Raw genomic sequence first — 14,295 nt, forward strand, 5'->3', positions numbered from 1 at the left:
AGATCGCCTGTTCTGCCGAAAATCTTCAGTGATGCAATCGCGAGCAGGCTCGCTCCCTCAGAGGTTCAGGGGCTTCACAACATTTGTGATTCGCACCGAACACTGTGGGAGCGAGCCTGCTCGCGATAGCTATTTCAGAGAAGCATCAACGAAAGCGATCAACCTCGGAGCGCAGGTCCGCCGCCAGCTTCTCAAGCTCTTTGGCCGTCACCGCAAGGTTGGAAACAACCTCACGCTGCTCGCTGTTAGCCAAGGCAATGCTCTGCAAGTTGCTGCTCAGCAACGTCGCCGTACTGCTCTGCTCCTGCGTCGCGGTGGTGATCGCGGCAAACTGCTGGCCCGCCGAACGGCTCTGCTCATCGATCCGCGCCAGCGCCGAGGCGACATTGGCGTTGCGCGACAGGCCTTCCTGCATCAGCACATTGCCCTGCTCCATGGTGCTGATCGCGTTGCCGGTTTCCTGCTGGATGCTGTGAATCATGCTGGAAATTTCATCAGTGGCCTGACGGGTGCGCGAGGCCAGGCTGCGCACTTCGTCGGCGACCACGGCAAAGCCGCGACCCTGCTCACCGGCACGCGCCGCTTCGATCGCCGCGTTGAGTGCCAACAGGTTGGTCTGCTCGGCAATCGAGGTGATCACGCCAACGATGCCGCCGATTTCCTGGGAACGCTGACCGAGGGTGTTGATTACGGTGGCGGTGCTGTTGAGGGCGCCGGCGATTTGCTCAAGCGACGACGAGGCTTCTTCCATCGAGCTGCGGCCGATCTGCGTCTGCTGAGCATTTTCCTGGGCCAGACGCTGGGTGGCGCTCATGTTGTCGGCGATGTTCAGCGAGGTCGCGCTGAACTCTTCCACCGCGCCGGCCATGCTGGTGATCTCGCCGGACTGCTGCTCCATGCCGTCATAGGCACCGCCGGACAGCCCGGACAACGCCTGCGCCCGGCTGTTGACCTCTTCCGAGGAGCGACGGATGTGCTCGACCATGGTCGACAAGGCCTGGCTCATCTGGTTGAACGCACGGGACAACTGACCGATTTCATCGTTGCTCGACACGTTCAGACGTACGCTCAGATCACCCGCGCCCAACGCTTCGGCCTGCCGAACCAGATCGCTCAACGGCGCCAGTTTGCTGCGCAGCAGCCAGACTACCGAACCGACCGCCAGCAACATCGCCAGCAGACTGCCAATTGCCAGTTGCGTGCCGACGCTCCAGGTCACCGCGCGAATCTCGGCTTTCGGCATGCTCGCCACCACCGACCACGGGCCACCTTCGAACGGCACGGCAATGCTGTAGAAATCTTCGCCGTTGTCGCTCCAGAACTCGCCTTTACCCGGAGTTTTCACCAGCGCGTTGATGGCTGGCACCGCTTGGTCCAGCGACTGGACACCGGCGATCGGCACCAGCCATTTATTCTGCTCGTCGAGCAGGGCCAGCGAGCCGGTCTGGCCGATGCGGAAGCGCTTGAGGTTGGCGAACTGGGCGTTCTGCGCGTCGGTGTAATCGAAGCCGACATACAACACGGCAATGATCTTGCCGCTGCCGTCACGCACCGGCGTGTACTGCGACATGTAATAGCGCTCGAACAGCAGCGAGCGGCCGACGTAACTCTGCCCCGCCATCAACTTCGCGTACGCCGGGTTGGCATGATCGAGCACGGTGCCGATGGCGCGGGTGCCGTCCTGCTTGCTGACGTTGGTGCTGACGCGAATGAAGTCTTCGCCGCTGCGCACGAACACCGTAGCCACACCGGCGGTCATCTGCTTGAACTCGTCGACTTCCTTGAAGTTGTTGTTCAGCACTTCGTTGCCCAGATGCAGGCCTGGGGTCTGCACGCCGGCCACGGTCACGGGCTGGTCAGGGTGCACGCTCAGGCCGCTGCCGAAGCGCTTTTCGAACAGGCCGCTCAGGCGCAGGGTGCTTTCACGCAAGGTGCCGTGGAACGTGCTCAGTTGGTCGGCCAGCAGCCGCGCCTCACTGGCCAGATGCTCTTCACGGGTGGCGAGGTTGGCAGAGTCCAGCGAACGCAGGGCGAACACCGTACTGCCGCTGATGACAATCGCCAGTATCACGGCGAGGGCGAGGCCCAGCTGCGAGGCGATCCGAGCACGAGGTTGAGACATGAACAGCTCCTGGCCGAGCCACCGAATCCTCCTTGATCGCGGTAAATGCCCGGGAAAATATTCTAATAATGGGGGTGCAGCCTGGAACCGGCACGACGGTTCCACTTGCTCATAGTCGGCGGTGAATCCGAATACTTGAGCGCGCAACGTGGGTATGGCTTAAGGCCTGCATTGTCGCCGCTCCAACGTTTCAGCTCAAGCGCGCCACCGCTGGCAGTTCCATGGCGCGGACTTCGCCCTGGAGGAAGTCACTGAGGCGGCGCAAACGTTCACCTCCGGGACGGGTTTTCGGCCACACCAGGTAATAATTCAGGCCACTGGCGACCGCCGTCGGCCACGGCAGGCTCAGACGTCCTTGGGCGACATCTTCAGCCACCATCAACAGATCGCCCATCGACACGCCGTAGCCTCGCGCCGCAGCGATCATCCCCAGTTCGAGGGTGTCGAACACTTGCCCGCCCTTGAGTGAAACCTGATCCGACAATCCCATGCATTCCAGCCAACTGCGCCAGTCGCGACGGTCCGGGGTCGGATGAAGCAATTCGGTGCTGGCCAGCCGCTCCACATCCCACGGTTGGTCGTTGAGCAGATTAGGCGCACCGACAGGAATCAGCTCCTCGGCAAACAACAGGCTGGCTTCCCAGTCCGGCGGAAAATGGCCGTCGCTCAGCAGCACGGCGCAATCGAACGGTTCATCATTGAAATCCACCGAATCGATGTCCATCCACGCGCTGGTCAGTTGTACTTCGTTGCCCGGCTGCAAATGGCGAAAGCGACTCAGGCGCGCCAACAGCCAGCGCATGGTCAGGGTCGACGGCGCCTTCATGCGCAGGATGTCGTCTTCGGCGCGCAAAGTGTTACAGGCGCGCTCCAGCGCAGTGAAACCTTCGCGAATGCCCGGCAATAAAAGCCGCGCGGCTTCGGTCAGTTGCAAATTGCGCCCGCTGCGCTGAAACAACCGACAGGCAAAGTGTTCTTCGAGGGTGCGGATATGTCGACTCACTGCACTCTGGGTAATCGACAACTCTTCAGCAGCGCGGGTGAACGAGCTATGCCGCGCCGCCGCTTCGAATGCGCGCAGGGCATACAACGGTGGAAGGCGACGGGACATGTGCAAGGCTCCAGTGGCGGGATACGGCCAACTTAGCAGAATCGGCGCTGGATGAGTTTTAATCATGCCACCCATCCTTTTTATCCCTTTGTGCAATTACGCCCACACGCCGAGAATCGATGCTCTCCTGTTCCCTCTGAATCGAGTGGTGATGACATGCAGCATCCTGTGCGTAGCGAACTCTGGGCCATTTTGCGGCTGGCCGGGCCGCTGATCGCTTCCCAGTTGGCGCACATGCTCATGGTGCTGACTGACACGCTAATGATGGCGCGCCTGAGTCCCGAGGCCTTGGCGGGCGGAGGCCTGGGCGCGGCGAGCTATTCGTTCGTGTCGATTTTCTGCATCGGCGTGATCGCCGCCGTCGGCACGCTGGTGGCGATTCGGCAGGGTGCCGGCGATATCATCGGTGCGGCGCGCCTGACCCAGGCCGGTTTGTGGCTGGCGTGGCTGATGGCGCTGGGGGCCGGCCTGTTGTTGTGGAACCTCAAACCGGTATTGTTGCTGTTCGGCCAGACCGAAACCAACGTCAATGCCGCCGGGCAATTTCTGATCGCCCTGCCCTTCGCCCTGCCCGGCTACCTGAGCTTCATGGCGTTGCGTGGTTTCACCAGTGCGATTGGTCGAGCGACGCCGGTGATGGTCATCAGCCTCGCCGGCACCGTGGCCAACTTCTTGCTCAATTACGCCTTGATCACCGGCATGTTCGGCCTGCCGCAGCTCGGACTGACCGGTATTGGCCTGGTCACGGCGATTGTTGCCAACTGCATGGCACTGGCGCTGGCCTGGCATATCCGTCGGCATCCGGCGTACGACGCTTATCCCTTGCGTGCCGGGCTGGCGCGGCCCAACCGGCAATACCTGAAAGAACTGTGGCGCCTCGGCCTGCCAATCGGCGGCACCTATGCGGTGGAAGTCGGTTTGTTTGCCTTCGCCGCGCTGTGCATGGGCACCATGGGCAGTACGCAAATGGGCGCGCACCAGATCGCGTTGCAGATCGTTTCGGTGGCGTTCATGGTGCCGGCCGGAATGTCCTATGCGATCACCATGCGCGTCGGCCAGCATTACGGCGCCGGGCAACTGATTGACGCGCGCATGTCCGGTCGCGTCGGCATCGCCTTCGGTGCATTGGTGATGCTCGGTTTTGCCTTGGTGTTCTGGCTATTGCCGAACGAACTGGTCGGGTTGTTCCTTGACCATGACGACCCGGCGTTTGCCGAGGTGATCCGCCTCGCGGTCAGCCTGCTGGCCGTGGCGGCCTGGTTCGAGCTGTTCGATGGCACGCAGACGATCGCCATGGGCTGTATTCGCGGGCTCAAGGACGCCAAGACTACGTTTCTGGTCGGGCTTGCCTGCTACTGGCTGATCGGCGCGCCGGCGGCGTGGTGGATGGCGTTCCACCTGAACTGGGGGCCGACCGGGGTCTGGTGGGGGCTGGCACTCGGGTTGGCGTGCGCGGCGGTGAGCCTGACGCTGGCGTTTGAGTGGAAGATGCAGCGGATGATTCGGCGCGAGCCGCAATCTCAGGGCTTCAACATCCCTCAAGCCGAATGAGGTCCCCTGTAGGCCTTCGCCTGCTCGCGATAGCGGTGTATCAGACAATGCGAATGTCGGCCGTTGGAAAGCTATCGCGAGCAGGCGAAGGCCTACAGGGACAGATGTTCAGCTCACGATTTCCAGGGCTGGCTGCTGACTCGATCCAGACACCAGGTACTCCACCAGCTCCGCCAGCGGCAACGGCCGGCTGATCAGGTAACCCTGCACCTGATCGCAACCGAACCCGCGCAGCAGTTCCAGTTGCTCGGAAGTCTCCACGCCTTCGGCCACCACTTCCAGCTGCAGGTTGTGCGCAAGATTGATCATCGCGTGCACCAGTTTGCGGTTCTCTTCACGCTGTTCCATGCCGCCGACAAAGCTTTTGTCGATCTTCAGCAAGGTGATCGGCAGGCTGTTGAGGTGTACGAATGAAGAGAACCCGGTGCCGAAGTCATCCAGCGAAAAGCGCACGCCGAGGCGGCCAAGGGCGTCCATGGTCTGCTTGACCAGATCGCTGCGGCGCATCACCGCGGTTTCGGTCAGTTCGAATTCCAGCCATTGCGCCTCGACCCCGCGTTCCAGAATCAGACGGCTCAAGGTCGGCAGCAACTGGCTGTCCTGAAACTGGCGGAACGACAGGTTGATTGCCATGTGCAGCGCCGGCAAGCCTTGCCCGCGCAGCGCCTGCATGTCGCGCAGGGCGCGGGAAATCACCCAGTAGCCCAGCGGTACGATCAAACCGCTCTGCTCGGCCAGCGGCACGAATTCGCTCGGTGGCAACAGGCCGCGTTCGCCATGACGCCAGCGCACCAGGGCTTCGAGGCCGACGATCTGGCCATCCTCAAGATTCAGCCGTGGCTGGTAATGCAGCTCCAGCTCATCGCGCCGCAGCGCCCGGCGCAGCTCGCTTTCCAGATCGGCCATGCTGCGCGCGTTACGGTTGATGCGCTCGTTAAAGATATGAAAGGTACAGCCCTGAGTGCTTTTGGCTTGCTGCATGGCAATGTGCGCGTGCCACATCAGCGGGTCGGCACCGGCCTGCGCGCGGGCGTGGGCGATGCCGAGGCTGGAGCCGATCAACAGGCTCTCGCCATCGACCCAATACGGTTCGGCCAGCGCTTCGGTAATGCGCTCGGCCATCCACTCGGCCCGCTCCGGCGCACGGCGGGTGTCGATCAGCAAGGCGAATTCATCGCTGCCCAGGCGCGCCAGTTGATCACCGGCCTCCAGCTGGCTTTTCAGCCGTGCGACCACTTGCAGAATCAGCCGGTCGCCGGCCTGATGGCCGAGGGCGTCGTTGGCATGGCGAAAATTGTCGAGATCAAGATGCCCAAGGGCCAGGCCACGCCCGTCGTTTTCCGCCAGACGCGCCGTCAGCAAGGTCTGGAAACCCTGGCGGTTGGCGATACCGGTCAGCGGATCCTGTTCGGCCAGGCGCTGCAACGTGTTTTCGAGCACGCCGCGCTCGCGCACATGGCGCAGGCAACGGCGCAGCATGCCGGCGTCGAGGACATCGAATGCCAACCAGTCACTGACCCCGTCCGGCGCCGTGGCCGGTTCGTGATCGAGCAGCAATACCGTCGGCAGGCTGCAACGGCCCGGTGCCGGTTGCAACGCAGGAATGGTCAATAACACCGCATGGCGGTTGTCTTCGAACAGGCCGCTGACCGACTCCCAGCTCGGCGCGCTGATCAGCACCGCCGCGCTCCCCATGGGCGCCAGACACTCGCGCAATAACGCTGTCCACGCTGGCTCTTCGGCCAGTAACAGCAAACGCAAGGGCTCGACAGGCGTAGACAAGCTGACTCCCTAGACTCTGCAAAGATGTGGGCTGGGCATTATGCCGTTGTGTGTAACATTGACCAATGCGCATGACCATCAACGTCGGACAAAACGTTATCTTTGGTCACAAACGAGAACATTAGCCGCAAAATCACCGCGCATCCTGCGTGAAAGTAACAAAACCGGCAAATCCGCATCGCGTGGTACGTCACAAGTCGGACAGAGCAGCACAATTCGCTGAGCCTGTTAAAATGCCGGCCCATTTCGTCAACGACTCCCGAATTTTCGTATGTCCCGACTCAATCCCCGGCAGCAAGAAGCCGTGAACTACGTCGGCGGCCCTCTATTGGTGCTCGCCGGTGCTGGCTCCGGCAAGACCAGCGTGATCACGCGCAAAATCGCGCACCTGATCCAGAACTGCGGCATCCGCGCCCAGTACATCGTCGCCATGACGTTTACCAACAAGGCCGCGCGCGAGATGAAAGAGCGGGTCGGCAGCCTGCTGCGTGCCGGCGAAGGCCGCGGCCTGACGGTCTGCACCTTCCACAACCTGGGCCTGAACATTATCCGCAAGGAGCATGCGCGGCTGGGCTACAAACCCGGTTTCTCGATCTTCGACGAGACCGACGTCAAAGCCCTGATGACCGACATCATGCAGAAGGAATATGCAGGCGACGATGGCGTCGACGAGATCAAGAACATGATCGGCGCCTGGAAAAACGACCTGATCCTGCCGCCGCAGGCGCTGGAAAACGCGCGCAATCCCAAGGAGCAGACCGCCGCCATCGTCTACACCCACTACCAGCGCACGCTCAAGGCGTTCAACGCGGTGGACTTCGACGACCTGATCCTGCTGCCGGTGAAACTCTTCGAAGAACACGCCGACATTCTCGAAAAGTGGCAGAACAAGGTGCGTTACCTGCTGGTCGATGAATATCAGGACACCAACGCCAGCCAGTACCTGCTGGTGAAGATGCTGATCGGCAAGCGCAACCAGTTCACCGTGGTCGGCGACGACGACCAGTCGATCTACGCCTGGCGCGGCGCGCGGCCGGAAAACCTGATGCTGCTCAAGGACGACTACCCGTCGCTGAAAGTGGTGATGCTCGAGCAGAACTACCGTTCGACCAGTCGCATCCTGCGCTGCGCCAACGTGCTGATCTCGAACAACCCGCACGAATTCGAAAAGCAGCTGTGGAGTGAAATGGGCCACGGTGACGAGATCCGCGTGATCCGCTGCCGCAACGAAGACGCCGAAGCCGAGCGCGTGGCAATGGAAATCCTCAGCCTGCACCTGCGCACTGACCGCCCTTACAGCGATTTCGCGATTCTCTATCGCGGTAACTATCAGGCCAAACTGATCGAATTGAAGCTGCAGCACCATCAGGTGCCGTATCGCCTCAGCGGCGGCAACAGCTTTTTCGGCCGCCAGGAAGTGAAGGACCTGATGGCCTACTTCCGCCTGATCGTAAACCCGGATGACGACAACGCCTTTCTGCGAGTGATCAATGTGCCGCGCCGCGAAATCGGCTCGACCACCCTGGAAAAACTCGGCAACTACGCCACCGAACGCAAGATCTCGATGTACGCCGCCACCGACGAAATCGGCCTCGGCGAGCATCTGGACAGCCGCTTCACCGATCGCCTGTCGCGCTTCAAGCGCTTCATGGACAAGGTCCGCGAGCAGTGCGCCGGTGAAGACCCGATCTCGGCGCTGCGCAGCATGGTCATGGACATCGACTACGAGAACTGGCTGCGCACCAACAGCTCCAGCGACAAGGCAGCCGACTACCGCATGAGCAACGTCTGGTTCTTGATCGAGGCGTTGAAAAACACCCTCGAAAAAGACGAAGAAGGCGAAATGACCATCGAGGACGCCATCGGCAAATTGGTGCTGCGCGACATGCTCGAACGTCAGCAGGAAGAAGAGGACGGCGCCGAAGGCGTGCAAATGATGACATTGCACGCCTCCAAGGGGCTGGAATTCCCTTACGTGTTCATCATGGGCATGGAAGAGGAAATCCTCCCGCACCGCTCCAGCATCGAAGCCGACACCATCGAAGAAGAACGCCGCCTGGCCTACGTGGGTATCACCCGCGCCCGTCAGACCCTGGCGTTTACTTTCGCCGCCAAGCGCAAGCAGTACGGCGAGATCATCGACTGTGCACCGAGCCGTTTCCTCGATGAGCTGCCGCCGGACGACCTCGCCTGGGAAGGCAACGACGACACCCCGACCGAAGTCAAAGCCGTGCGCGGCAATAACGCTTTGGCCGACATACGCGCGATGTTAAAGCGCTAGAATTGGCCACTTTTTACTAGACCTTCGGCGCACCAGGCGCCAAATGAGGACAGCTTCATGGAAGCATTGCAGCAGAAAATCCGCGAACAAGGCATTGTGCTTTCCGACCAGGTCCTGAAGGTCGACGCCTTCCTGAACCACCAGATCGACCCGGCCCTGATGAAGCTGATCGGCGACGAATTCGCCGCGCTGTTCAAGGATTCGGGCATCACCAAGATCGTCACCATCGAAGCTTCGGGCATCGCCCCGGCGATCATGACCGGCTTGAACCTCGGCGTGCCGGTGATCTTTGCCCGCAAGCAGCAGTCCCTGACCCTGACTGAAAACCTGCTGTCGGCAACCGTCTACTCGTTCACCAAGAAGACCGAAAGCACCGTGGCGATTTCCCCGCGCCACCTGACCAGCAGCGACCGCGTGCTGATCATCGACGACTTCCTGGCCAACGGTAAGGCGTCGCAGGCGCTGATCTCGATCATCAAACAGGCCGGCGCCACCGTGGCCGGTCTGGGCATCGTCATCGAGAAATCGTTCCAGGGCGGCCGCGCCGAGCTGGATTCGCAGGGCTACCGCGTCGAGTCGCTGGCCCGCGTGAAATCGTTGAAGGACGGCGTTGTAACCTTCATCGATTAACCAGCTACCTCGCCGATCCCCTGTAGGAGTGAGCCTGCTCGCGATAGCGCAGTGTCAGTCGACCCTTTCGGTGACTGATGCACCGCGATCGCGAGCAGGCTCACTCCTACAGTTGGTTTTGAGGCGGGCAGTTATTGCTCGGTGGCTTTGAGGCCGGTGAGCAACAAACGTTGAAACAGCTCCTCTTTAAGGCCTTCGGGGTTCGTGAGCTGCATCCGTTCCAGATGTTCCGGGAACGACGAAGCCTCCGGCGCATCCAGCGCAGCCTTGCCCAATTCCAGTATCTCGGTCAGCTTGAACTTGCTCTTCAGCCAGTTCAGCGCACGCAGCAGGTCCCGCTCGATCGCGGTGAAATCACAGCCCAGCGGATATTCTGGAAACAGATTCCGATGCCGTGCGGCGATCGCCTGCAAGCGTTGCGGCGTGTTGTCGGCAAAACGCGGATCGATGCGGAAGTCCTTTGGCAGTTTGCCGACCTTTTGCGCCTGTTCGATCAGCCCCGGCTGGAAGCGCGAGTCGCTGATATTGAGCAGCGCTTCGATCACCGCCGCGTCGGGTTTGCCGCGCAGGTCGGCGATACCGTATTCGGTGACGACGATATCGCGTAAATGCCGCGGAATCGTGCAATGACCGTATTCCCAGACGATATTCGAACTGACCTCGCCAGCCGATTCGCGCCAGCTGCGCAAGATCAGAATCGATCGCGCCCCATCCAGCGCATGGCCCTGGGCGACGAAGTTGTACTGTCCGCCGACACCGCTGAGCACGCGCCCGTCCTGCAACTGGTCAGCCACCCCGGCGCCGAGCAGGGTCATGGTGAATACCGTGTTGATGAACCGCGCATCGAGGCGTTGCAAACGCTTGAGCTCTTCCTGCCCGTACAGCTCGTTGATGTAGCTGATGCGGGTCATGTTGAATTCGAGCATTTTGCTTGGCGGCAACTCACGCAAACGCTCATAGAAACTGCGCGGGCCGAGGAAGAAGCCGCCGTGTACGCAAATGCCGTCAGGCTGCGCCGCCTCGTCGAGGGTGCCGGCATTGGCCTGCTCCTGGGTCGGCACGTCCGGGTAGACCTTGCGCCGGATGATCCCCGCCTCCGCCAAAACCAGCAGGCCGTTGACGAACATTTCACTGCAGCCATACAAGCCTTTGGCGAACGGTGCGGTGCCGCCCTCGCGCTCGATCAGTTGCGCCCACTGGCTCAGATTGACGTCATCGAGCAGCGCCCGATAACCCGCGTTGTCGGCCTGACGCGCGAGCAACGCCGCGGTCAGCGCATCGCCCATCGAACCGATGCCGATCTGCAGCGTGCCGCCGTCGCGCACCAGCGTGCTGGCATGTAAACCAATGAAGTGGTCCTGGAAACCGACGGGCATGTTCGGCGTTGAGAACAGCCTGCAGCTGTCCTTCTCGTCGATCAGCAAATCAAAGGTGTCGATATCGACTTCGGCATCCCCGGGCATGTACGGCAGATCGGTGTGAACCTGGCCGACCAGCACAATCGTCTCTGCGGCTTCGCGGCGCTTGGCGATCAGTGGCAATAGATCGAGTGTGATGTCGGGGTTGCAGCTCAGACTCAGGCGGTCCGGGTGTTCGCTGCTGCTGGCGAGCAACTGCGCGACCAGATTCAGGCCGGCGCCGTTGATATCGCGGGCGGCATGGCTGTAGTTGCTGCTGACGTAATCCTGCTGTGCCGGGGCGCTGTTGAGCAGGCTGCCGGGCTGCATGAAGAACTGTTGAATGCGGATGTTGGCGGGCAGGCTGTCGCGCTGTAGATCAGCGAGAAAATCGAACTCGGGGTAATCGCCGAAAACCCGTTCGACAAAGGGTTCGATAAAGCGCTTCTGCAAACCTTCGCCCAGACTCGGCCGACCCAGGCAAAGCGCGGTGTAAATCGTCAGCTGGCGCTCGGGCAGGTCTTTGATCCGCCGGTACAGCGCGTTGACGAAGTGGTTGGGTTTGCCCAGCCCCAGCGGCAGGCCCATGTGGACATGCGCCGGCAAGCGTGCAAGCACGTCGTCCACTGCCTGTTCGATCGAACACAACTGCACCATCTGAAGCCTCCCGCCCGTTCCGTTGATAGGGGTAGACCGAGATTGCCTTGAGTTTGCTGCAAAGGATAGCGTTTGGTTTTGAGTGTTTGTCCGCCTCGAGATGGTTGCCCTCACCCTGACCCTCTCCCGGAGGGAGAGGGGACTGAATGGGGGATATTGGAGAGATACACCGACTTGAAAATGATGTGCTGAATCCATAATCGCCACGATCTTTCAGGTCGATGTGCAGCGAAAGTCGCCTCCGTCGGCCCCCTCTCCCTCCGGGAGAGGGCTGGGGTGAGGGTCAGGATTTTGAATTAATCGAAAGAGCAAAAACCACAAGCACAAAAAAACCGTCCGAAGACGGTTTTTGTTACGTCCAGAGCGCCGCTGATTACAGACCGGACATCTCTTTGATCGCGCCCTTGAGTTCCTCATCGGTGCAATCGGCGCAGGTGCCTTTAGGTGGCATCGCATTAACACCGGTAATCGCTTTGGCGAGGATGCCGTCCAGACCACCCTGGTGATCGGCCCGCTCTTTCCAGGCGGCCTTGTCACCGATTTTCGGCGCGCCCAGCAGGCCGGTGCCGTGACAAGCGTTGCAGTGTTTGGCGATCACGTCTTTAGGCGCCTTGGCTCCCCCGCCGCCGCCAGCGCTTGCAACCACTTCCATCCCCTTGCATTCCTGCCCCTGAACACACACCTGGCCAACCGGCTCGAGGCGTTTGGCAATGTCGTCACCGGTCGCAGCTTGAGCGCTGACAGCCCAGAGGGCCAGTACGGTTGCTGGTGCAGCCAGCATTTTCATAATTAGGTTCACGCGTTCACCCTCAATGGTGGCTATTCACGCCTGCGGCCACGGTTCGCAGGCGGGCGCAAGTATAGCGGGTAGCCCGCCACACCGAAACAACCCCATTTTTAAAGGGGTCTTGTTGCGCATCGGTCAAACGGTTCGGGAGCCTTGGCCATCAGGGCCTGGCACCTCTTGCTTTAGAAATTCGCCGGTGTGGCTGCGCTGATCAGTCGCGCAGGCACATCGAAGGGATTACGGAAACGATGCGGCTTGGTACTTTCAAAATAGTAGCTGTCGCCGGCTTCGAGGATAAAAGTTTCCAGGCCGACCACCAGTTCCAGACGACCCTCGACCAGAATCCCGGTTTCCTCGCCCTCGTGGGTGAGCATTTCTTCGCCGGTATCGGCGCCCGGCGGGTAGATTTCATTGAGGAAGGCGATGGCGCGGCTCGGGTGCGCGCGGCCGACCAGCTTCATGGTCACGGCGCCGTCGGAAATGTCGATCAGCTCGTTGGCCTTGTAGACGATCTGGGTTGGCTGGTCTTGCAGGATCTCTTCGGAAAAGAACTCGACCATGGACATGGGAATGCCGCCGAGCACCTTTCTCAGCGAACTGATCGAAGGGCTCACGCTGTTCTTTTCGATCATCGAAATGGTGCTGTTGGTGACGCCCGCGCGTTTGGCGAGTTCGCGCTGGGAAAGCCCTTTGAGCTTGCGGATCGATTGCAGTCGTTCACCGACGTCCAAGGCGGGAGCCTCCTGATGTTGTAAGAATATTGAGCGTTATCATGGCGACAGCGTTCAGTATTTACAACACTTGGCCCCCGCGCTGGCGTCAGGCCTCGGAATAGAGCCTTGGCACCCGGCGCAGGTTGCAGAAAATCTGATAGGGAATTGTATCGGCCCACTGCGCCACGTCGCTGGCAAGGATGTTCTTGCCCCACAGTTCGACGGTCGAACCGAGGCCCGCCTCCGGCACATCGGTGAGGTCGATGCACAGCATGTCCATCGACACGCGCCCCAACAGACGGCTGCGCTGACCAGCCACCAGCACCGGTGTGCCGGTTGGCGCCTGACGCGGATAGCCGTCGGCGTAGCCCATGGCGACCACGCCGATGCGCATCGGCTTGTCGGTGATGAATTTCGCGCCGTAGCCGATCGGCTCACCGGCCGGCAGCTCACGGACACTGATGACTTTCGATTCCAGAGTCATCACCGGTTGCAGACGTTCGGCCACGGCGTTGGCTTCTTCGAACGGTGTCGCACCGTAGAGCATGATACCGGGGCGCACCCAGTCGCTGTGGATCTGCGGCCAACCCAGTACCGCCGGCGAATTGCGCAAGCTGACTTCCGCCGCCAGGCCCTGACGCGCCGCTTCGAAGACAGCCACCTGCTCGCTGCTGCTCTGCGCGTGCAGCTCATCGGCACGGGCGAAGTGGCTCATCAACACGATTTTCGCCACTTTGCCGCTGGCCAGCAGGCGCTGATAGGCAGCCGGATAATCTTTTGGATGCAGGCCGACACGGTGCATGCCGGAGTCGAGCTTCAACCACACCGTGATTGGTTTGTTCAGCGCCGCCTGCTCGATGGCTTCGAGCTGCCACAGCGAATGCACCACGCACCAAAAATCATGCTCGACGATCAGCGCCAGCTCATCCGCCTCGAAGAAACCTTCGAGCAGCAGCACCGGCGCACGAATACCGGCAGCGCGCAGCTCGAGCGCCTCTTCGATACACGCCACGGCAAACCCGTCAGCCTCGGCTTCCAGCGCTTGAGCACAGCGCACAGCGCCATGGCCGTAGGCGTCAGCCTTGATCACCGCGAGCGCTTTGGCGCCGGTGACTTCGCGGGCAATTCGGTAATTGTGGCGCAGGGCTTGAAGGTCGATCAGGGCACGGGCAGGACGCATGGCGGCGGACTTCTAGGCAGTCATGGAAGAAAAACCGGCGCCGGCTGGCGGCGTTAACCGCCAACAGCGCCGGGAGAGGGATCT

At 61.1% G+C, this 14,295-nt stretch carries 10 protein-coding genes; 3 read left to right on the forward strand and 7 right to left on the reverse strand.

All coding sequences use genetic code 11. The features are described from left to right. Positions 1–145: 145 nt before the first annotated feature. Both ACYYKW_RS07015 and ACYYKW_RS07020 read right to left on the reverse strand, forming a co-directional pair. On the reverse strand, positions 146–2,122 hold the full coding sequence (locus tag ACYYKW_RS07015) for a methyl-accepting chemotaxis protein (protein WP_090287466.1): 1,977 nt from the start codon (positions 2,120–2,122) through the stop codon (positions 146–148). Positions 2,123–2,312: 190 nt separating this feature from the next. Next, a complete protein-coding gene (locus ACYYKW_RS07020; protein WP_090287468.1) occupies positions 2,313–3,233 on the reverse strand; it encodes a LysR substrate-binding domain-containing protein in 921 nt (306 codons plus the stop codon). A 156-nt stretch (positions 3,234–3,389) separates the two neighbouring features. Between ACYYKW_RS07020 and ACYYKW_RS07025 the strand changes: the two genes are divergently transcribed. Further along, positions 3,390–4,784: a NorM family multidrug efflux MATE transporter gene (locus ACYYKW_RS07025; protein ID WP_464989723.1), complete on the forward strand. Its 1,395-nt coding sequence runs from the start codon at positions 3,390–3,392 to the stop codon at positions 4,782–4,784. Positions 4,785–4,892: 108 nt separating this feature from the next. Here the strand turns inward: ACYYKW_RS07025 and ACYYKW_RS07030 are convergent, their stop codons facing one another. Further along, the gene (locus ACYYKW_RS07030) at positions 4,893–6,566 is read right to left on the reverse strand and encodes a putative bifunctional diguanylate cyclase/phosphodiesterase (protein WP_464989724.1); all 1,674 of its coding nucleotides are present in this window, start codon (positions 6,564–6,566) and stop codon (positions 4,893–4,895) included. 271 nt (positions 6,567–6,837) lie between these two features. Between ACYYKW_RS07030 and rep the strand changes: the two genes are divergently transcribed. Then, positions 6,838–8,847, forward strand: a complete 2,010-nt coding sequence (rep, locus tag ACYYKW_RS07035; RefSeq protein WP_336356485.1) for a DNA helicase Rep — start codon at positions 6,838–6,840, stop codon at positions 8,845–8,847. Positions 8,848–8,904: 57 nt separating this feature from the next. Next, entirely contained in the window at positions 8,905–9,477 is a 573-nt protein-coding gene (locus tag ACYYKW_RS07040; protein WP_090287476.1) for a xanthine phosphoribosyltransferase, read from the forward strand. Between the two features lie 131 nt (positions 9,478–9,608). On the opposite strand, the gene ACYYKW_RS07045 is transcribed toward ACYYKW_RS07040, so the two are convergent. From ACYYKW_RS07045 to alr, 4 genes are all read right to left on the reverse strand, one after another. After that, the gene (locus ACYYKW_RS07045; RefSeq protein WP_464989725.1) at positions 9,609–11,531 is read right to left on the reverse strand and encodes an acetyl-CoA hydrolase/transferase C-terminal domain-containing protein; all 1,923 of its coding nucleotides are present in this window, start codon (positions 11,529–11,531) and stop codon (positions 9,609–9,611) included. Between the two features lie 373 nt (positions 11,532–11,904). Further along, positions 11,905–12,318 carry a c-type cytochrome gene (locus ACYYKW_RS07050; RefSeq protein WP_464989737.1) on the reverse strand — a complete coding sequence of 138 codons (414 nt, stop codon included), beginning with the start codon at positions 12,316–12,318 and terminating at the stop codon, positions 11,905–11,907. A 182-nt stretch (positions 12,319–12,500) separates the two neighbouring features. After that, positions 12,501–13,049 carry a cupin domain-containing protein gene (locus ACYYKW_RS07055; protein WP_016772566.1) on the reverse strand — a complete coding sequence of 183 codons (549 nt, stop codon included), beginning with the start codon at positions 13,047–13,049 and terminating at the stop codon, positions 12,501–12,503. 88 nt (positions 13,050–13,137) lie between these two features. Next, positions 13,138–14,211 (reverse strand): alanine racemase, encoded by a 1,074-nt coding sequence (alr, locus tag ACYYKW_RS07060; RefSeq protein ID WP_464989726.1) that lies wholly within the window; start codon positions 14,209–14,211, stop codon positions 13,138–13,140. Positions 14,212–14,295: the final 84 nt, after the last annotated feature.

The sequence above is a fragment of the Pseudomonas sp. 15C genome, from assembly GCF_055484735.1.